Origin of the sequence: Microcoleus sp. T3_D1, assembly GCF_036700405.1 — a bacterium.
In the GTDB taxonomy this organism is placed as follows: Bacteria; Cyanobacteriota; Cyanobacteriia; order Cyanobacteriales; family Microcoleaceae; genus Microcoleus.
Window position 1 is genome coordinate 36,047 of record NZ_JAUBOV010000039.1, and the last position, 18,837, is coordinate 54,883.

The following is an 18,837-nucleotide window of genomic DNA, read 5'->3' on the forward strand; positions in this document are numbered from 1 at the left end:
CGCGAGCTTAACTCACGAGCCATGCCCAATTATATCACTTGTCATCCCTCACTGGCAGCGACGTGTCCAGAATTTCCATCAACAATTCCAGCCGCGAAGGACGACTCAACATCGGCACTAAATTCGGTAAGGAGTAATAATCGCCCGCAAACGTAAAGGTTTCTACCGATACTTGTTTGTTCTTCAATTGCTTCTGGACATATTCGCACCAAGAACCAACTCGCACAATCACAACATCAGGAATTACCCCCAAACTGCGACAGTAATTCTGATAAGCATCTGCAAAATAAGGTGCAGCGTTTTCGCCTTCATCTGTTACGATAATGAATTGCTCGACAACCTGCTTTTTAATCCGCATTGCTTCCACCGCGCAACCGCAACTTGTGCCGCCGCCAGCGCGAATGTGCTTGAAAGCGTGTTCCCAGTCTGTCAATTCGCTGCCGTTTGCTTGCACTGGATACGGCATCGTGTCAAAGGCATAAACGAACAGTGCAGCCTCGGAAATGCCGGAAATCAAAGCAGCAAGACGCTTGCCAACTTCGATCGCACTTTCCATTGAACCCGACTTGTCAATCAACAAACCGGTTGCTTTCGCAATCTTGCCGCGCTTCTTCACCTGTTCGTTTGTCACCGCTTCCAGCTTCGCCGCCGTTGCTGTGTCGAAGTTCGCGCCCGCGCCCGCAACACTCGCTTTGTAAGCAGAAACCCGATCGCACTTTGCCGCTTCATCCAGCTTCGAGTCAATCAACTGCTTGACTTCCGGGTGATCCATCGCGCCGCGCGACTGAATCGATTTCAAATTGTTGATGACTTCCTGCGGCGACATCGAGTTAATCAGCGCGGCCAAAATTGTTGGCGTTAGCTGTCCGATCGCACCAACTGCGATCGTATACGGAATCTTGTACTCAACAATCAAATTCGCCTGTTCCGCAGGTGTCGCCGCCTTTGCTAACTGCTTCAAAACGAATGCCAGAGAGTCTTCCGGCGGATTGTCTTTAAACAGAATAGCATTAGCGCGATCGCTCGGCTTGACGTGCAGCGTTGCGTACAAATGCTTCATCGCCTTGCGGTTGCGGATGGCGGCGCGATCGAAAAACTGCGGATTCTTTTCCCGCGATTTCAGATAGCGAGTGACAGCAGTGCGCGCACTCCGAGGCACCTTATTTTGATGCTGCTTCATAAAGTCCACAATCCGCGAAACCTCGTAGGGAGGGAACTCTTGCAGCATCATAAAACCGGCATCTCGGTGTTCCGTCAGCGCCGAAGTCAGCAAATTTCCGGCAAAAACTTCCTTGTGATCGCGCACGTCGCCGTGACGTTGATACCACACTGCTAAATGACCGTAAAAAATCGGGTCTAATTCGATAATTAACTTGTGAATTTCTGCTACTTTTTCTAATTGACGGTGCGGAGTTGTGAGCAGACTGTTGAGCATTTCCAAACGCAAATCGCGCTCTGCTGTATTCATATTCATCGGTGTCACCTAATATTTTGCACCTTGCGCCTTAGTCCGCCAGGGATTGAAATCCCTGGCTCAAAGCTTAAGTCCTCTTAAGAGGACTGAAATGCGTGTTTAAAAATGTATTTTCTGTGATTAAAAACCAACAAAAACAAATATCTTTAGTCCTCTTCAGAGGACTTTAGCTATTAGACAGGGATTTCAATCCCTGGCGGACTATTTCGGAGTCGAGTGACTTCAAATCTGGTTCAACCCAATTAATCCGAGCTTCCCAAGACATCAGCCGATCGCGCGTGTAGTAGCGAAATGGTAAAGTGCGTGAAGCGGAGCTATCCCGTAGGGAATCGGCATATTTTGCAATCAAACCGTTAGCCAGATGTACGATCGAGCGATTTTGACTTTCATCGGCGAGATATCGGCGAATAGTTCGCACCCAAAACAGGGTTAGCGTTTCGTGATACCCGCTGTTTTTTGTGGTTTCAATTCCTTGAGCCGAGTTGTAACGTTTAATGCCATTGCGAATCGCATTTATCGCTTCTTGCTCCGAGTCATAACACAGATACCACAGAGCAACAGTTAAATGTGCTTCGTGCGTCCATTGACTTCGCGACAGGTTGCCTTCTTGGAAAGCATGAATCAGACTGTCTATCTCCTTGGGCGATCGGTAAATTGCCAGTCTTTTTCTCATGGCTAATACCCAATTTATTCTTGAGGACGGAAGTCTTCAATACAAACAGGATTATTTAATTATTATCCTGAATTAACAACAAAAGGTTATAGCGCATAAAAAGTCACTTCGCGCAAGTTAAGAAAGCCGTTGTTCATACGCAGGAGTAGCACCTACGACTTCTATTTTCAGAGAAATGCCCAATCAAGAGCTAGTATGTAGGCTTCCTTTGTTGGGGCGCGAAGTGGAACTTTTAAGCGCCGGATAGATATAAAAAATTCAGCTATAAAAGGCCGCGCACAAGTCAGAGAAGCTTTAGCCTCGCGGCAAGTAGGAATTGAACCTACAATTCGATTTTAAGTCGAACGTATCCAGTTTGTAAGCTTCTTTAGTTGGGGTGCGCTGCCTGATACGTGCTTTAAGTGAATTTCTAGCCGTAAACAGCTTCTGGGCGGACAATTAAATCACCGCTGGGACGGCGATCGAGAACGTAAGACTCGAAGCGAGATCCCTTGACATCAAAATGATTTGCCAGACGTTCCTTAATAGCCTTGTCGCTCATTCCTGCCGCGATACCCAGTTGGTTTTCTGCCAGATCGTAGGAACGTCCTTCAAAACGAATGTGAACCATTACCGATACCTCCTAGAGCAATTTTGGATTTTGGATTAGTAGCTTATCTGCTCTTGAATTTGGCTTTTTGTGAGACGCGGGCAAATTGCCAGTATCGGTAAAGATTCACGAAATCTGATAATCTTTACTGAAAGAAGCGCCCTTCTAAATGATAAGCTTGTTTAATTTTGCGGATTTCCTCAGCCTTTTTGGTTGATTGAAATCTGGCTGAACTTGTCTGTTCTGAATCCGCATCAAATTCGTGGCAATTAGACTGATTTCGTACAATATCTGACTCGCGCCGAGTCAGTTTGTAACCGAACAGTCTCGTATAAAGTAACAACATGACCATCGAGTCTATGTTACAAGACTTTCAAATTGATGTTGGTTGAAATTTTGAGCAATATTTAGTTGTCAAGGTTCAGAATTTGCACGAAAAATACAGGTTTTTGCTTGTCCTGCGCTTTCCATATTTATATACTACATACATACTACAGAAATGTCAAGGGGGTAGCAAAAGTTTTTTTAGATAAAACTTACACCAGTGGCGAGAAACCTGGTTTTTTCAGGAAAATATTTCGTTGCTACCCGCATATCCGGTAAAAAACCGGGTTTCTTGGGTCGGAGTGCGTAAGTCCTGAGATGTTGCACCATTCTCAATAAGCTTTTTATGAACAGGCAAGATGCCTGTTCCACAAAGAGTGAATTTTCTTGTGGAACAGGCATCTTGCCTGTTCTTGAGAATGGTGCAAGATGTGAGTAAGTCCCTATCAATTAAACATCCTTAACATAGGAAATGCTGTCGCGAATATTGTGAAAGCCGACTGATTCGTAAAGTCTCATCGCACCTGATGAATTTTCAGCATCGACGCCGAGAATAGCAGTAGCGACACCGGCAGCTTTCAGCCGATGCAAACCAGCCAGCAACATCGCTCGTCCCAATCCCATTTTGCGGAAGCCGCGCCGAGTGCCGAGACAAGCAATCCAGCCTTCATTGCGCCCGGTACGATCGCACTCTTCCACACAAATCTCGCAGTAACAAAAACTGACAAATGTGCCGTCATCAGCAACAGCAATCAAGTCTAAATCATTTCTGTAATCGGCTTTAGCTAACTCGTGCTTATATTTATCCACCGTTAAATCGTGATGATTCCAGTGATCGATAAACGACTGGTTGAACATTTCTACCCAAGCTGGGGCATCCTGTTCGCCGGGGAACTGACGCAGCGCGAAACCTTCGGGGAAGTGCGGTTCGGGGATCGGTTCAGAGAGCGATCGCGCCATTCGGCAAAAATAGCGATCGACCTTGAAACCATTACTTGTCAGCACAGAAATGCGATCGCAATCCTCAGCGCGCGCGTAGGTTCGCAGCTTCACGCGCCCGCCCCGCATTGCAGACACCTCGCGCATCCGCACTTCACCCCAGGCGATCGCGGCTGCTTCCACATCGCCTCCGCGCGCGTCGGGGTGGACGCGAAACCACAGCCAACCGTCAATTACTTCCCCAGGCTCAGAAACCGACAACTGAGCAAAACCGATTAATTTTCCCTCCGCATCTTCCCAAAGGCGGATATCGCGGGCTTTGTCTAGGGACGGCGCGTTAAATTCTTGTTGTAGTTCCGAGATGGAAGTGCCTTCATCGAGCCGATCGACTTCTTCGCAAGTATTGATTAAATGGGCGATCGCATCTAAATCGCGATCGCCCGCATAGCAGCGCGCCGAGAGATTTGCCATCATAGCTAATCACCATTTCCTGTTGTTATTCAGTTTAAAAATAGCTTGGGCGATCGCACTTTTATCGATCGGGCGGGTCGATTGACATTAAAAATCCGACAACGCAAACACTCACTGTAATCCCACCGCTACCGCCCTTGGCTGCTATCGTGAGCGCAAAATGGGCGAAAAGGGACATACTAGAGACAGTTTAAAGTCTCAAAGCCTTGTGAATAGTAGGTTATTGGGGATGGGAGTAGAAGGACTTGAACCTTCGACCTTGAGATTAAGAGTCACCTGCTCTAACCAACTGAGCTATACTCCCGCATCTAGAATAGTATAACACAATATTTTAATTTTCGCATATTTCACCTTTTTTATTAAGTTGTGTGGTTACTGGGTGCTTCTGAATGTAACCAATAGATCCAATCGCTCCCTTGGTTAGAGATTTGCGATCGACCTTTTTATTTGTTAGCGCACAGTTTCGCAGCAGCAGCCATTTTATCGCGCTGCGCCCGCATCCCTACAGACGATCGCAGCAAGGTGCGATCGGTACTCCGAAAGAGGATAAGCTGGTGTCAACTAAACATGACTGCTTGAAATGGCTGACAAAGAAGAGACTGCTGTGATTAAAGTCACAGTTCCCAAGCGTTTGCACGAAAAACTGAGAAAAATCTCCCAGCAGACAGGAGTTCCTATGTCCACTCTGCTAGTCATGGCGGCCGTCAAGGAATACAACCTCGTGGACGAAACTGAGGATAAGTAACTATTAGTATCCTCTGAGTACCCTTGAAAGGTACTGTATGGTATATTTCAGGAATAGTCAACCCTGGAGGTGTACTTGTGACTCAAGATGAACTCGAAGCCCTTGTCGATGAACTCGGCTTAGTGTCAGTCGTTAGCCTGCTGGCAAATATCTGCCACAACAAAGCCCGACAAACCTTGTGCCTGAAGGGACAAGGGGCTACTCCTTATACCGCTTGGAACAGCAACGGCTTCTTGCTGAAGCAGTTGATGACCAGACTGCGGCCAATCGGCAGCTACGATCGCGATTTAGACCTCAAGAACAACTGAGGTTCTGAGGTTCAACCCGTGCAAGTGCGTAAAGCATTGGTTTTAGTCGGTTAACAGCCGAGTATGTATGCTTTAACTGTTAGGGCACGGGTTGAAACTCTTCGATTTGGACTTGAACCTTGAATGGAGAGGACGGGACTCGAACCCGCATCGATCGACAGCAACTTTCAGGAAACGCGCTTCCTTACTGCCCGCAAGCAGATGAGAACTGCCCCCATCTCGGACTGTTAATTCCTTTCAGTGCCTCCGCAACCCGCTGCCAGTTTGCGTTTTCAGGGAACGTCGCGAAGCAACTTTTTACCCTACTCAACAAACCCGATCGTCCTTTTGGGAGCCGCTTTTCCAAAGTTTTTACGGTGCCATTCCATTTAGGCGACCTCCCCATAATTTGGCTCGCTGTATAATAGTAAATCTCGTGAAAATAATTAGCCCTCATACTCGATAATTTATATATAAAATCATAAGAAATCCACCGAGGAGGTACTGCCCCTCCTATCCCCGCGTTATCAGCACGGTGTCTCGCTTTTCGACTTCCGGTGGTTAAAAGGAAGATGAAGGAATCGAACCCTTACAGTTACCTGTACCCCAGTTTTCAAGACTGGTTGCCAACCATTTAGCGGCATCTTCCTTATTAATCATGCTATGATTGAGTCTGAAGTTAATCTACCAGTTTACTTAACTCTCATTGGATATCGATAGGAGTCGAACTACAATTTCGGTAATTGCAAATTAGCTGCTTTCCTTTTGGCATTGCATACCTGTATGATTTCGACTCTGTTTTGCCCAGTAACCCCTAGTAGGTTTCTCAATGTCATAAGCTTTACACCATTTCTCCACTGCTTTGTCACTCACACCAAAATCTATAGCTATATGAGTAGTTGGTTTTTCCCAGACTAGCTTTTGCAAATCCTCTTTAGAAGGACGCTCAACTTTTCTGGAGTTAATTCTTGGAGATCCACATTTCTTCATTCTTACTTTTATTTCTTTTTTCCCATTGGCACAATCATTTATCCTCCCATTTTCTGAAGCAATATGTGTCTCTAATACTTGGTTGTCGATTGCCTGCTTTACTCTGGGATTTTTGTTACCCCAATTTTCTGTTTGTTGATGGCAATTTGGACATAAGAACCTGAGATTTTCTAATCGATTGTCATCGTGAACTCCATTGATGTGATCTAAGTGCAAAGCTAAGGGCTTATCTCTCCACTGGTCAATCCCGCATTCATTACATTTATAATCCCAACCTTTTTGAATTAATCTTTTAGTCAACTTGGGGCCACCATTATAAGTTGAACACTCTACAAATACCTCCTCATCAGGATATGTATTCTTAGTTCGATTCTGCCAAATTGCAGGATTACTACTAGCAGTTTCTCCCTTAGCCCAAGAAGCCCCAACAAAATGTTGAGTAGAAATTCCTAAGTTTTTAAGATGCGAACTAATATTCCTGCGATTCCCTCCTGTTTTTCCCAAACCCAATTTTTTAAGCACCTCAGTAAGCGTAATGCTTTCCCTGACGATTGGCTCTAAAAGCTCCTTGGTGTACTTAGATTTTTTAGGCATTTGTAGTGTTTTCAGTCTTTACTAAACAATATAGCGCGATAATGAGTACGTCGTTAGTTGAAATAACCAACGTCTCGATCGCTTCGACTTCAGACACCGAAAGTGGAGTCAAGGAGAATCGAACTCCTGGCCTCTTGCGTGCAAAGCAAGCGCTCTACCAATTGAGCTATGACCCCGCGTAAAAGATTCACCTGTGGAGTAAATCTAAAATCTAAAATCTAAAATCTAAAATTGGTGTGGTGGATTGCGATCGGATTTGAACCGATATCTTTCTAACAGCCAGTTAGATGCTTTACCAATTAAGCTACGAACCCCAGACAGCAGGAGCGGTAGGACTTGAACCCACAACATTCGAGGTAGAAGCTCGACACTCTATCCAGTTGAGTTACACTCCCGTATTTTTTGTTAATGTGCGATTCCCTACGGGATAGCTGCGCTTCACGCATTTTGACGTGCAAGTTATCAGAGCATTGCGTTTTCTCAGTTACTAGAGGGACTCCGCCGATGAGTTACTACACACTCTTTAAAGGATGGCTACCTTCAAGCCAACCTGCCGGGTTCAATGCACTCCTCGTTCTCAAACGCCCGCTGATTTTGACAGCGTTACCTTTCCTCTCGTACTAAAGTATGTAGGCTCCAAAGATTGGGACACGCAAAGGGCGTTAGCGAAGCCCTCGAAGAGGATCGCTCTTAATATAAAAAATTATCCATTCAATGGAATCAACCTCCTTAAATTAAAGCAAAAACAACGAGAGTGGCAGGACTTGAACCCACAACATCCGCGTCCGAAGCGCGGCGCTCTATCCATTGAGCTACACTCCCATAAATTGGTAGTCCTGACAGGAGATTACCCCGCGTCTGCTTGTAAGGCAAACGCTCTACCATCCAAGCTCAGGACTACAAAAGCGGATGATGGGACTCGAACCCATGCGCTGAGAATGGCATACTCAGATGCTAGCCTTTACATCACACCCGCAAACCGATTTTAGATTTGAGATTTTGGATTTAACTGAGATGTTGCACCCTTGTCAATAAGCCTTTTGAACAGGCAAGATGCCCGTTCCACAAGAAAATCTACTCTTTGTGGAACAGGCATCTTGCCTGTTCTTGAGAATGGTGCAAGATGTGAGATTTAACAAACTTTTTGTTTACCCAAGCGGATAACGAGGCTCGAACTCGTGCCTAGAGTTTGGAAGACTCGAATGCTACCGTTACACCATATCCGCAATTGTGGGGCTGGTGATAGGAATTGAACCTACAACCGACTGATTACAAATCAGTTGCTCTGCCTAATTGAGCTACACCAGCACGCCAAGCATACGGCGAGATTTGAACTCGCAAAAAGGCTGTATGAAACCCTCATGTTGTTAATTACATCACACCTGCATTTTTGGTGGCGGGGGCAGGAGTTGAACCTGCTATTAAGAGGCTTATAAGAAATATCCTGAAAACCGTGACTTCAGTCCGGGGATGAAAGGAATTTACAGGAGTTATCCTGCCTACTGTCTTAGTCTCAGCCTGAATCCAAACTCTAATCTTTTCAATTCAAAAAACTTTCTTAAAAACCCGGACAAGGCCGGACAACATGGTATATTGAAATAGTCAAGGTTAAACTCCTTTGCCATCGTGAAACGGGACATGAGACACACTTTTAGGCATAAACCGGGGGACAAAGTGCGGCGAGAACACTCTAAACAGCCGGAACCGAAAACGTAGGTTTCAATTCCAGCAAATAAACTTTTTCACGCTCAGATTGTTAGGTAGGGTAGGGCATACCCGAACTCTAGGTAAGTATCCTAGTACGCTTTTGGAGATAGACCCCCTGAGGTGTTTCTGAGTTAGGCTCTTCAATTGGTGGTATCCCCACGGTTGAAAGGTTTAAATATTGCCGCAAGGACAGAACATTTGAAGGTCAGTCGCTGAATTAAGAATCCCCTCGACTTCAGTCAGGGGAGTGTCAAGAGACCTCCAAGCCTACCCAGGCTACTTCACCCGCGATGTCACCAAATACCCCTGACTGGCATCGAACCAGCACTAACTAGATCCTAAATCTAGCGCCTCTACCGATTGGGCTACAGGGGCAAAACCGATTTTAGATTTTAGATTTTAGATTTTAGATTTGAGATTGAATAAAACCTCATACCCCTGACAGGCCTCGAACCTGCAAAAAACACTCGTTTTGAGCGAGTGATGTTTTCCAATTACATCACAGGGATAAAGTCGGGATGGTTGGATTTGAACCAACGACTCCATGCTCCCAAAGCATGGCTTCTGGCCGCTGAATTACATCCCGTTCATGCTCCTCGTGAGACTCGAACTCACACTCAAAATAAAACAGATTTTAAGTCTGCCGCGTCTGCCAATTCCGCCACAGGAGCAAGTAGAAACTTAGTTAAAAATTTGGTACTCCTAGTGAGATTTGAACTCACACAACACAATTTTTGAAATTGCGGCCTCTGCCAATTGGGCTACAGGAGTGTAATTTATCTGCTTGGGTAATAGCAGAACTGGGAAGGCAGGGATCGAACCTGCATTTTGCCGCTTTCAAAGAGCGGTGCCATACCGATTAGGCGACTTCCCAATAATTGGGTACCGGGGTAGGCTTTGAACCTACATAAACTCCTATTTCAGAGATAGGCGACTTTACCAATTTGTCTACCCGGCAATTTAAAAAATGGCTGCCCCAGTAGGACTCGAACCTACAACCTAGCGGTTAACAACCGCTTGCTCTACCATTGAGCTATAAGGCAACGCAATCCCCCAAGTCAGTATCGAACTGACGACCTCTTGTTCTTCACACAAGCGCTCTACCAACTGAGCTATCGGGGGAAAACGGAGAAGGAGGGATTTGAACCCTCGACGGCTGTTAAACCGCTCTTTCTTAGCAGGAAAGCGCCTTAAGCCACTCGGCCACCTCTCCTCAGCGAGCGAGAACGGAGGGATTTGAACCCTCAATCTTCAGTTTTATTAACTGAGATGTTATCCGGCTACACCACGTTCTCAAGATTGCAACTGCATATTAAATGCAGCTACAAATGGGTCGGGCTGGAATTGAACCAGCAACGCTTTAAGCTACTGTTTTACAGACAGCTACCCACACCAATAGGAGGGCCGACCCAAGATAGAAATTTTGGTAGGTCGTCGAGGAATTGAACCTCGATCCATCCGCTTAAAAGGCGGCTGCAAAACCATTCTGCCAACGACCCACGAGAAGTGCTGACGGGAGTTGAACCCGCAATCACTTGGGTGAAAACCAAGCGGCTTAAACCATTTGCCTACAGCACTATAAATTGGCACAGGAACTGAGATTTGAACTCAGAATTCTGGTTTTGGAGACCAGAGTGTTGCCAGTTACACCATCCCTGCTTTTGGTGGCAGCGACGGGATTTGAACCCGCCTTGACCAAGGTATGAACTTGGCGCTTTACTATTAAGCTACGCTGCAATGTCACTTTCGCTTCGTTCCTTTTCAAAGTTAAAAATTTCAATTAAAAGACTGTTAGTTTAATCTTTTAATTTCTAATTTTTAATTTCTGATTGGGAACAGAGGTTAGGGCGGGATTTGAACCCGCGAAAATCGGTTTTGCAGACCGACGCTTTGAGCCACTCAGCCACCTAACCTGGGAGTCCCGACGAGGTTTGCACTCGCAATCTTCACGCCAGAGGGGGAGACGGCTTGACTTTTGCCTACGGGACTTTGACCACCGCCGAAAAACGGATACTTGCTTTCCGACAGGAGGTGTGGATTTTAGACCAAAGTTCCAATTCCGAGATTCTTCTCCTGTGGAGTAAATCTAAAATCTAAAATCTAAAATCTAAAATCGACTTACGGGAGTAACGAGACTTGAACTCGCAACCTTTCGCTCGACAGGCGACTGCTCTGACCGGTTGAGCTATACCCCCGCGAAAATGAACAATTTTCTGTCCTTGAATTACTCAAGTTGGGACGGGGTGGCGGTTGATTCCGCGTACTACAACCCGATCGGGCTATTGTTGCCGGAGTCTACACCGCCGATGTCCACAATTATGTGACACGATTAACTTCCTATTCTGTTTTCAAGGTTCATCTTGCTCGTGGGGGTAAGGCTTTGAAGCTCTTTCCCCTTCGCCATACATTTATACTACATTGCGTATTACAAGACTGTCAAGGGGGTAATACAACTTTTTTTTAAATTGGGTTTTTTAAAGGGGTGTCGATCGCTCCAGCCAACCCTCTGCGTCCCCCAAAACCCTTATAAATTAAGAGATTTTGCGGCTAAACTGATGTTGTGGCGTAAGGTAAATCTGATGCTGACACTGTACTACACTCCAATGTCTCTGAATTCTCGCCGTCGCGCGAGGTGGCACTTCTGGAAAATGCGATAATCAGCTTTTAAATATCAAATACTACAAATCCAACGTTGTCTGAATTGCCCTTAACTCCCGTGCCCGCATTGCCAGAACCCGATCGCCCAAACCTGCATCACTGGCTACACTCCTTGGATACCTGTCCCAGTACCAACAGTTGGGCGATCGCCCGCGCGGCCCAACTCCACCACGGAGATGCAGTATTTACGAAGCGACAAACCAGCGGGCGCGGCCAACACGGGCGCACCTGGCACGCCCCAAGCGGTGTCGTGACTGTTAGTTTTGTACTCGAAAACCTCAACCCCAATCTGTTGCCCGGACTCAGTTTAGCAGCGGGTTTAGCGGTGATTTACGCGATCGAAGATTTGGTTCCCGACTGTCGCGATATGCTGCGCCTGAAATGGCCAAACGATGTCTGGATCGATCGCCACAAATTAGCCGGAATTCTCTGCGAAGCCACTTCGGGCAATGCTTTGGGCAAAACTCGCGCCGTTGTGGGAATTGGACTCAACCGCTGCGTAGATTTCGCGGCTGCGGGATTGGATGAAAGGGATCTCGGCAAGGCGGTAAGCTTGCATTCTATTGCTAGTACAGTACCAGATGAACTGTGTTTGGTCGATCGACTGCGACACTATTTACTCGAACTAGCCGATATGTTTTCTACCACAGACAAGCCAGTCTCCAAGTCCGGTTTAGCGCTACTTTTGCCGGAATTGCGCCGCCGCGATGCGTTGATTGGCTGCCCCGTGGCGATCGAACTTTCCTCAGAAACCATCTGCGGAGAAGCCGCCGGCATTGACGGCAGCGGCCGCTTGCTAATATGCTTGGCTGGCGATCGAATACAAGCCTTTACCTCCGGGCGAGTTCGATTAATTTAAGAGGAAGAAGTCATTAGTCATTAGTCATTAGTCATTAGTCAGTAGTCAGTAGTCAGTAGTCAGTAGTCATTAGTCATATCCTGTCGATTACCCGAAATCAGGTAGGGGCGGGTTCACCAACAATACCTGCCAATAATTGACCATATCAAAAACCCGCCCCGACCGGGATATTATGGTTAATCGATCGGACATGATATCAGTAGTCAGGAGTCATTAGTCAACAGTCATTAGTCAACAGTCATTAGTCATTAGTCATTAGGGAAAATTCCCCATTAACAATGCCCGATGCCCGACGCCCGATGCCCTGTTTGCCCGATGCCCCATGCCCAATTCCCCATTCCCTATTTCTAATTTATCACCTCAAATACTACCAATCTGCTCAGCCACAGCGGTTGATTGGCCTCCACACCTTCGGGACGACCCTTAGTAGAAGCAACTTGTATTCTGTTGCCATTTATCCCTTGTCTAACCAAAATATTTTTCACATTTGTCGCCCTTTCCAGTGCCAACTTTTGATTTTCGGTCGGACTGCTTTTAAAATCGCTGTAGCCCACTATCCTTAAATTCTTCGTGCGATTTTTCTCCATATATTCCTTGACTTTGCTAAGCTTTTCTGCTACATCTTTCGCCTGCAAACTGGCCGAACCTGCACCGAAATACACGCGAACTGGCATTATTATCTTTGGTGGCGGTGGAGTTCCTATTATCACTGTATTTGTTACAGACTTCACCCCCGGAATTTTCTCAAAAGCTTGAGTTATTTTCTGAGCATCTGGCACTTGGCTCACACTGCCTGCAACGGCGACTTTTCCCTCTGCATAGCGAGCTGAGATATTAATACTTTCTACTTTATTCAAAAGAGCAGCAGTCCGCTTGACATCGGCTTCTACTAAAACCGGATCGGGAGGTACTTCAACGGCTATAATTTTATTGTCAATTCTTAATTTTGGAGCCGCTTGCTGAGCTATTTTTTCCGCTTTCGAGCGCAGCTTTTGATTCGGCACTCGTCCCGAAATCTGCAATAATTTATCTTTAACATCTGCCGCGATACGATAAACCGATAACTCTGGAGCAGATTGTAATGCTAAATTCGTATCTGCTTCTAAGCTCGCTTCAACTCCGCTGCGGTATTGATGAATTCCCCAAGGTACGCCAATTAAACCTAACGCTGCCAAACCGATCGTGGGTAAAATTGGACGTTTACGAGATTTAACTTTTACCTCTGTATCGATTAATTTTTGCAATTTCGAGTTTACTTCGGGTGGCACAGTTGCTGGATCGCCGTTAAATGACTGAAGTTTATCTCCGTATTCTTGAACAATATTGTTGAATATCGATCGCATTTTATACTTAAACCACTGGCGGGTTTCTCCTTGCATCACTACTGCTAGATAACACGAACCAGCTACTTCCAATACTATCTTAGATGTGCCGTATTCTATAGCATCAATTTCTGCAATATTTCCCGACTGAGATATGCAATCGTTGACAAAAGATCGAATAGCAGTCAGCATCCCTGCTACCATGTCTGATTCTAGCTGTTCGCGTTCAGAATGCTGCACTGCTGAAATTACTAATCCCGATTGTGTTTGAATTAAAAAAACAGCTTTAACACTCAGTGGTGTTGTTTCTTTCATCAGCAATTCTGCTTCAGAAATGCCCTGTAATTTGGCTTTGATTTTGCGACTAATTCCCTCTGGACTTAAAGCTGATTCGAGTTTTTCATTAATCTCCCCCATCATCTCGGCGATGTATTTTAAAATCGTGCTGCCCACGATCGGATAAAGTGCATCCGACATTGCTTCTCGCTTGAGATGAATTTGCTGTTTGATAGCGGCGGCCATTTCCGGCGCGATCGCCATTGCAATTTCATCGGGCGATTCACTCATTCTGTGGCTGATTCCCACAGTCAGAGCCGGCGATATGGCTACTCCCATCGATTGTCTATTTTCTCTGGTTTTGGTATTAATTATTTCATCAATTATCGGACTTATGGTTTCGACAAATGATTTTCTCGACTCATTAATTGTTTGGATCATCATTTCGGGAAACATGATTTTAATTCGGGCGATTAATTCTTCCCGATCGCCTCCCCATTCCGCATCAGTAATTTTGCGATCGAGTTCCCCTACTTTATCGTTGAGTCTGTAATTATAACTTACAACTTCATCTAACAATGGTAAAATAGATTCGATGACCGACTTTTGTAGTTGGGCGTGATGGCTAACCATCAGCTCGTCAATCAAAGGTTTCAGTAAATCGGTAAACAAGTCTGTCGATTCATAAATCCGGTGTTCGATCGCCACAATCTGTTGTTCGATCTTCCCAAGTCTTTGATCGATCTTTTTATTCTGAATGATGGCATCGACAGCCGGGGCGATCGCAGATTCTATCTCTAGCTTTGCTTCCCCGATGCTTCGGGACAGCATTTCTACAATCACTGGCATTATTCTTGCCATCAACCCTTCTATCTCGGCTAAAACTTGCTGCTGAACTTCGACAATCTTAGTTTCATTATTTAATATTTGTGCTGCAATACCGCTGTTTTGAATAGCCGTGTTGACACCAGGTGCGATCGCCTCTCTCACCTCTAACTTTGTCTCCTCAATTTTCCGGTTCAGCGACTCAATCATTAACGGCATTAACCTTGCCATTATATCTTCCGGCTGAGTTTTTTGCTGTCGTTGAAGATTATTTAGTCTACTTTCTACGTCGCTCAATTTGCCTTGAACTTCTCTTTGAAGAATTGCTGATTCTATCAAAGGTTGGATCGTCGCTGCTACTTGTAATTTTGATTCCTCGATTTTCTGATTCAGCAAATCAGTTATTGCCGGCATTAGCATCGCCATTATCTCTTGTGGCTTCTGAGTTGGCGACTGTTGCGTAGCCAGTCGGCGTTCGATGATGCTCAATACTTTTTCTTCTATTTCTACCCAAGCTATTCTTACCTGTACTGAGGGGGCAACAGCTTCTACAACCTCTAATTTTAATTCACTAATTTTGCGGTTCAGTAAATCGCTAACTACTGGTACTAGCTGCTTGATTAAATCTTCCGGTTGCTGCTGGTAACGCTGCTGAATATTTGCTACTCTATCTTCAATTCTTACTACCTGTTCTTCAAGTCCGTTTTGATTGTGAATTACTTGATTGACTCTCGGTGCGATCGCCGAAGCTACCTCTAACTTAGACTCCTCTACCTTACGGTTGAGCAGATCGCCCACTACTGGCATCAGCCGTTGGATTAAGTGTTCTGTATTCGGCAGTGGCTGCTGGTTCAAGTTAGCAATTTGATTTTCCCAATCTGCTAATTTGGCCTCCAACTCGATCGGATTAATTTTATTATTGCTCGCGAGTGCGATCGCCTTTTTTAATTCCAACTTCAACCCATCTAATTCATCTCTCACTAATTCAGGAATTAACGGTTTCAGTAAAATCATCAACTCTTCGGGCTCAGACATCAACTTCTCAAAATTTTCTAACCTTTGTTCCACGCTCAAAACATTACTGTAAAATTCCGGTAAATCCCTTTCAAACAGCAGTTGTTGCAACTGTTTAAACTGCTCTACTGCTTGTTCTAATTCTTCTTCCGAGTGCCGATTTTTTTTAGCTACTTTCCCCGCTATAGATAAATCGGGTTCCTGATTATTGTTTTCTCGTCTTTGAGATGGGATCTCTTCCTCGTTAGTCAATACTTCCGGTACAATACTCGGTGATTCGATCCGAAAAGACAATTGTTTGCGCCGATTTTCCTCATCCTCCAACCGCTGCACGGACTTTTCCGAAAGCGGTAACTTCAGCTCGCTTGGTTCTTTTTTTGATTTCTTTAATAACTGAAATTCAGTTAGTATGGTTAGCAATTCCTGAAGTTGCTCTCCAGCTTTAGAACTTGCCAGAGTTGCATCAGAAACCTCTTTTTCTGACTGATATATTTTGCCTGAATTATCATTAGATTCTGCCATACTGCGCTACCAATAGTTGATTTTAATCTGCCGAAGGAAATTACCAGCTTGCTTGCCGCCTCACCCCAGCGAAAATCAATAGGAATGACACAATTGTTCCAAGCGTCAGGCGTACTAAAGCTATCGCCCTATTTTAACTGCTGCTCTGCGACTAGCCAACTGGGCCGCCAACTGCAATGCTGCCTTCATGCTGGAGGCATCTGCAAGCCCTTGACCTACAATATCAAAAGCTGTGCCGTGATCCGGAGATGTGCGGACAAAAGGCAAGCCAATTGTAGTGTTGACTGCTTTATCGAAAGCCATCAATTTTACTGGAATCAACCCCTGGTCGTGGTACATTGCCAAGTAACCGTCGTGAGCTTCTGTGGCTAAACCGTACCAAACTTTAGCCGGTTTTACCCACAGGGTATCGGGGGGGACTGGCCCGTCTAACTGCACTTGAGGAAAGCGATCGCGCTGCGTTTCCAACCAAGGTATCATCCAGTCTTGCTCTTCATTTCCCAGTTTGCCATTTTCGCCGCTGTGAGGATTTAAGCCAGAAATCGCAATTTTTGGTCTTTCTAGCCCAAAATCTTCCCGCAAACAGTCTATCAGTAATTCTAGTTTTTCACTCAGTAATTCTGGAGTCAAAGCATCGGGGACTTGACGCAGGGAAATATGTGTGGTAGCGAGTAAAGTTACGAGCGTCCAGCCACTGTGTGGAGATGTGGCGGCAAACAGCATTCCGAACCGCTGCGATTTTGCCCTTTCTGCGAGGAGTTCTGTTTGTCCGGGATAATTGTAACCGGCCGCCTGCCAGCAAGTTTTGGAAATCGGGCCTGTGACGATCGCGGAGAATTCGCCGGCGATGGTACGGGCGATCGCACTTTCCATGTAAGCAAAGCTAGCCGCCCCGCTAGCTGCACTCCCGACACCGGGGACAATTTCGCCCCACTTGCTGTCTGGTTCGATATCAATAATATTTAATATGTGGGGATTTGCCGCTTGTGCTGCGGGATTGCTCGATCGCAACTTATCGTAAGTTTGCTGCAAAACTCTCCTAGAGCCTATAACCGTTACCCTCCAAGCAGCAGCGGGATCTGCCAAGGCCTTGAGAATCACTTCCGGGCCAATTCCCGCCGGATCTCCCAGAGTTACAGCTAGTTTTGATTCCCGATCGAGACTCAAGGCAGTTTTCTCCAACAAAATACAGGAATTTCGGCACTGAAATTTTAGCATTCATGTACCTGGTTGCCCCAAATTATATTATCTTTATTGAATGCGATCGCCCAATTGGACATCTAAAATTATGAATCCTGAAATTTTCAATGCAGCCTTTTTGTCCTTTTCCCTAATTTTCGTGGGTATAGGTGGAGGCTTTCTCCTGCTCAAATTGCAAGGCGGCGAAGAATAAGTTTTTTTCAACCAATCCTTCAGAAGCCTTCTACCTTCTGCCTTCTAGAGTCTACTTGCTGCCGAAAGTCAGCCTTGTGCCGAATATCTCAAGCCTAAAATGAGAAAATTTCAGGTTTTTGTTAAGTTTTTATAACAAACTTAACAAAAACCTGATACCATCTTATAGAAAGTTTAAGATTCATAATTAATCCCTAGATGACTTTATTGATTTTAGGTGCCACCGGCACTCTCGGCCGCCAGATAGCCCGCCGCGCCCTAGACGAGGGCTACCAGGTGCGCTGTTTAGTCAGAAGTTACAGAAAAGCTGCATTTTTGAAAGAATGGGGCGCTGAACTCGTACCGGGGAACCTTTGCCAGCCAGACAGTCTGCCTCCGGCCCTAGAAGGCGTCACTGCTATCATCGATGCAGCAACAGCCAGTGCAGCCGATTCTGTCAGCATCAAAAGAGTAGACTGGGACGGAAAAGTATCGCTGATCCAAGCAGCAGCAGCAGCAGGCATCAAGCGTTACATATTCTTTTCCTTTCTCGACGCGGAGAAATATCCCCAAGTCCCCTTGTTGGAAATCAAGCGCTGTACCGAATTGTTCTTAGCAGAATCCGGTCTAGACTACACAATCTTGAGACCTTGCGGCTTTTTGCAAGGACTGCTGAGCCTGTATGCAATGCCGATTTTGGACAATCAGGCAGTCTGGCTGCCCAACAAGCCATCCGCCCTTGCCTACATGAACACTCAGGACGTTGCTAAATTTGCCGTCCGCGCCCTTTCCGTTCCCGAAACCGAGAAAAAAAGCTTTCCGGTGGTGGGAAATCGCGCTTGGGATGCTGACGAAATCGTGCGGTTGTGCGAACGGCTGTCAGGGAAGCAAGCCAAAATTACGCGCACCCCAGACGCCTTGTTGAAGGCTACTCGTCAATTTGCTAAGTTCTTTCAGTGGAGTTGGAACGTAGCTGACAGATTGGCTTTTTCAGAAGTTTTGGCCGCCGGAAAACCCTTGAAAGCTCCGATGGATGACGTTTACAGTGTTTTCGGACTCGATCCCAAAGAAACTACTACTTTGGAGTCTTATCTGGAAGAATACTTTAATCTGATTATGAAGAAGCTCAAGGAAATAGAGTACGAGCAGCTTAAAACTAAAAAACGGAGTAAACAAAAAATGCCCTTTACATTTTAA

General features: G+C 45.7%; 14 protein-coding genes and 28 tRNA genes. 5 read left to right on the plus strand and 37 right to left on the minus strand.

Going from position 1 to position 18,837, the window contains the following annotated elements; translation table 11 throughout:
* Nucleotides 1–34: 34 nt before the first annotated feature.
* The 8 genes from QT992_RS18420 to QT992_RS18455 form a co-directional block, all read right to left on the minus strand.
* Complete coding sequence (locus QT992_RS18420; protein WP_333377454.1) at nt 35–1,474, minus strand: hypothetical protein; 1,440 nt, start codon at nt 1,472–1,474, stop codon at nt 35–37.
* A 166-nt stretch (nt 1,475–1,640) separates the two neighbouring features.
* Nucleotides 1,641–2,147 (minus strand): hypothetical protein, encoded by a 507-nt coding sequence (locus tag QT992_RS18425; RefSeq protein ID WP_333377444.1) that lies wholly within the window; start codon nt 2,145–2,147, stop codon nt 1,641–1,643.
* Between the two features lie 301 nt (nt 2,148–2,448).
* Nucleotides 2,449–2,597, minus strand: a tRNA-OTHER gene (locus QT992_RS18430).
* Nucleotides 2,557–2,757, minus strand: a complete 201-nt coding sequence (locus QT992_RS18435) for a hypothetical protein (protein WP_333184028.1) — start codon at nt 2,755–2,757, stop codon at nt 2,557–2,559. The genes QT992_RS18430 and QT992_RS18435 overlap by 41 nt, the downstream gene beginning before the upstream one ends.
* Before the next feature lie 124 nt (nt 2,758–2,881).
* Nucleotides 2,882–3,082, minus strand: a complete 201-nt coding sequence (locus QT992_RS18440) for a radical SAM protein (RefSeq protein ID WP_333336969.1) — start codon at nt 3,080–3,082, stop codon at nt 2,882–2,884.
* Nucleotides 3,083–3,261: 179 nt separating this feature from the next.
* The gene (locus tag QT992_RS18445; RefSeq protein ID WP_333317054.1) at nt 3,262–3,462 is read right to left on the minus strand and encodes a hypothetical protein; all 201 of its coding nucleotides are present in this window, start codon (nt 3,460–3,462) and stop codon (nt 3,262–3,264) included.
* 48 nt (nt 3,463–3,510) lie between these two features.
* Nucleotides 3,511–4,473, minus strand: coding sequence for a GNAT family N-acetyltransferase (locus tag QT992_RS18450; RefSeq protein ID WP_333377446.1), 963 nt, complete (start codon nt 4,471–4,473; stop codon nt 3,511–3,513).
* Nucleotides 4,474–4,700: 227 nt separating this feature from the next.
* Nucleotides 4,701–4,774 (minus strand) — tRNA-Lys (locus QT992_RS18455).
* A 276-nt stretch (nt 4,775–5,050) separates the two neighbouring features.
* Here QT992_RS18455 and QT992_RS18460 point away from each other — a divergent pair.
* Nucleotides 5,051–5,215, plus strand: coding sequence for a ribbon-helix-helix domain-containing protein (locus QT992_RS18460; RefSeq protein WP_333145292.1), 165 nt, complete (start codon nt 5,051–5,053; stop codon nt 5,213–5,215).
* 77 nt (nt 5,216–5,292) lie between these two features.
* Nucleotides 5,293–5,523 (plus strand): hypothetical protein, encoded by a 231-nt coding sequence (locus tag QT992_RS18465; RefSeq protein ID WP_333033740.1) that lies wholly within the window; start codon nt 5,293–5,295, stop codon nt 5,521–5,523.
* A 544-nt stretch (nt 5,524–6,067) separates the two neighbouring features.
* Here QT992_RS18465 and QT992_RS18470 read toward each other — a convergent pair.
* The 27 genes from QT992_RS18470 to QT992_RS18600 all read right to left on the minus strand — a co-directional run bounded on the left by QT992_RS18470 (nt 6,068) and on the right by QT992_RS18600 (nt 10,988).
* A tRNA-OTHER gene (locus QT992_RS18470) sits at nt 6,068–6,152 on the minus strand.
* Between the two features lie 100 nt (nt 6,153–6,252).
* Nucleotides 6,253–7,086, minus strand: coding sequence for an HNH endonuclease signature motif containing protein (locus QT992_RS18475; protein WP_333336972.1), 834 nt, complete (start codon nt 7,084–7,086; stop codon nt 6,253–6,255).
* Nucleotides 7,087–7,189: 103 nt separating this feature from the next.
* Nucleotides 7,190–7,262: transfer RNA gene (locus QT992_RS18480), tRNA-Ala, on the minus strand.
* A gap of 61 nt (nt 7,263–7,323) precedes the next feature.
* Nucleotides 7,324–7,400, minus strand: a tRNA-Ala gene (locus tag QT992_RS18485).
* A gap of 7 nt (nt 7,401–7,407) precedes the next feature.
* A tRNA-Arg gene (locus QT992_RS18490) sits at nt 7,408–7,481 on the minus strand.
* Between the two features lie 354 nt (nt 7,482–7,835).
* Nucleotides 7,836–7,908, minus strand: a tRNA-Arg gene (locus QT992_RS18495).
* A gap of 6 nt (nt 7,909–7,914) precedes the next feature.
* A tRNA-Val gene (locus QT992_RS18500) sits at nt 7,915–7,985 on the minus strand.
* A 5-nt stretch (nt 7,986–7,990) separates the two neighbouring features.
* Nucleotides 7,991–8,062: transfer RNA gene (locus QT992_RS18505), tRNA-Gly, on the minus strand.
* Nucleotides 8,063–8,241: 179 nt separating this feature from the next.
* Nucleotides 8,242–8,312, minus strand: a tRNA-Gly gene (locus QT992_RS18510).
* Nucleotides 8,313–8,317: 5 nt separating this feature from the next.
* Nucleotides 8,318–8,394 (minus strand) — tRNA-Thr (locus QT992_RS18515).
* A gap of 700 nt (nt 8,395–9,094) precedes the next feature.
* Nucleotides 9,095–9,168: transfer RNA gene (locus tag QT992_RS18520), tRNA-Leu, on the minus strand.
* A 138-nt stretch (nt 9,169–9,306) separates the two neighbouring features.
* A tRNA-Pro gene (locus tag QT992_RS18525) sits at nt 9,307–9,379 on the minus strand.
* A gap of 4 nt (nt 9,380–9,383) precedes the next feature.
* A tRNA-Leu gene (locus tag QT992_RS18530) sits at nt 9,384–9,464 on the minus strand.
* 23 nt (nt 9,465–9,487) lie between these two features.
* A tRNA-Leu gene (locus QT992_RS18535) sits at nt 9,488–9,564 on the minus strand.
* 29 nt (nt 9,565–9,593) lie between these two features.
* A tRNA-Gln gene (locus tag QT992_RS18540) sits at nt 9,594–9,667 on the minus strand.
* Between the two features lie 5 nt (nt 9,668–9,672).
* Nucleotides 9,673–9,751 (minus strand) — tRNA-Gln (locus QT992_RS18545).
* A 10-nt stretch (nt 9,752–9,761) separates the two neighbouring features.
* Nucleotides 9,762–9,836: transfer RNA gene (locus QT992_RS18550), tRNA-Asn, on the minus strand.
* Nucleotides 9,837–9,842: 6 nt separating this feature from the next.
* Nucleotides 9,843–9,915: transfer RNA gene (locus QT992_RS18555), tRNA-Phe, on the minus strand.
* 4 nt (nt 9,916–9,919) lie between these two features.
* A tRNA-Ser gene (locus QT992_RS18560) sits at nt 9,920–10,006 on the minus strand.
* 8 nt (nt 10,007–10,014) lie between these two features.
* Nucleotides 10,015–10,088, minus strand: a tRNA-Tyr gene (locus QT992_RS18565).
* A gap of 34 nt (nt 10,089–10,122) precedes the next feature.
* A tRNA-Tyr gene (locus tag QT992_RS18570) sits at nt 10,123–10,204 on the minus strand.
* A 13-nt stretch (nt 10,205–10,217) separates the two neighbouring features.
* A tRNA-Lys gene (locus QT992_RS18575) sits at nt 10,218–10,292 on the minus strand.
* Nucleotides 10,293–10,297: 5 nt separating this feature from the next.
* Nucleotides 10,298–10,371: transfer RNA gene (locus QT992_RS18580), tRNA-Glu, on the minus strand.
* A 6-nt stretch (nt 10,372–10,377) separates the two neighbouring features.
* Nucleotides 10,378–10,452 (minus strand) — tRNA-Trp (locus tag QT992_RS18585).
* 3 nt (nt 10,453–10,455) lie between these two features.
* A tRNA-Met gene (locus tag QT992_RS18590) sits at nt 10,456–10,530 on the minus strand.
* A gap of 102 nt (nt 10,531–10,632) precedes the next feature.
* Nucleotides 10,633–10,706, minus strand: a tRNA-Cys gene (locus tag QT992_RS18595).
* 208 nt (nt 10,707–10,914) lie between these two features.
* Nucleotides 10,915–10,988, minus strand: a tRNA-Asp gene (locus QT992_RS18600).
* A 497-nt stretch (nt 10,989–11,485) separates the two neighbouring features.
* Between QT992_RS18600 and QT992_RS18605 the strand changes: the two genes are divergently transcribed.
* Complete coding sequence (locus tag QT992_RS18605; RefSeq protein ID WP_333317046.1) at nt 11,486–12,310, plus strand: biotin--[acetyl-CoA-carboxylase] ligase; 825 nt, start codon at nt 11,486–11,488, stop codon at nt 12,308–12,310.
* Nucleotides 12,311–12,657: 347 nt separating this feature from the next.
* Here QT992_RS18605 and QT992_RS18610 read toward each other — a convergent pair whose 3' ends face one another.
* On the minus strand, nt 12,658–16,269 hold the full coding sequence (locus QT992_RS18610) for an OmpA family protein (protein WP_333336976.1): 3,612 nt from the start codon (nt 16,267–16,269) through the stop codon (nt 12,658–12,660).
* 120 nt (nt 16,270–16,389) lie between these two features.
* Nucleotides 16,390–17,487: a 4-hydroxythreonine-4-phosphate dehydrogenase PdxA gene (pdxA, locus tag QT992_RS18615; protein WP_333317042.1), complete on the minus strand. Its 1,098-nt coding sequence runs from the start codon at nt 17,485–17,487 to the stop codon at nt 16,390–16,392.
* A gap of 70 nt (nt 17,488–17,557) precedes the next feature.
* On the opposite strand from pdxA, the gene petM reads away from it, so the two are divergent.
* Together petM and QT992_RS18625 are read left to right on the plus strand one after the other, a co-directional pair.
* A complete protein-coding gene (gene petM, locus QT992_RS18620; RefSeq protein ID WP_172189541.1) occupies nt 17,558–17,662 on the plus strand; it encodes a cytochrome b6-f complex subunit PetM in 105 nt (34 codons plus the stop codon).
* A 197-nt stretch (nt 17,663–17,859) separates the two neighbouring features.
* Nucleotides 17,860–18,837, plus strand: a complete 978-nt coding sequence (locus tag QT992_RS18625; RefSeq protein WP_333317041.1) for an NmrA family NAD(P)-binding protein — start codon at nt 17,860–17,862, stop codon at nt 18,835–18,837.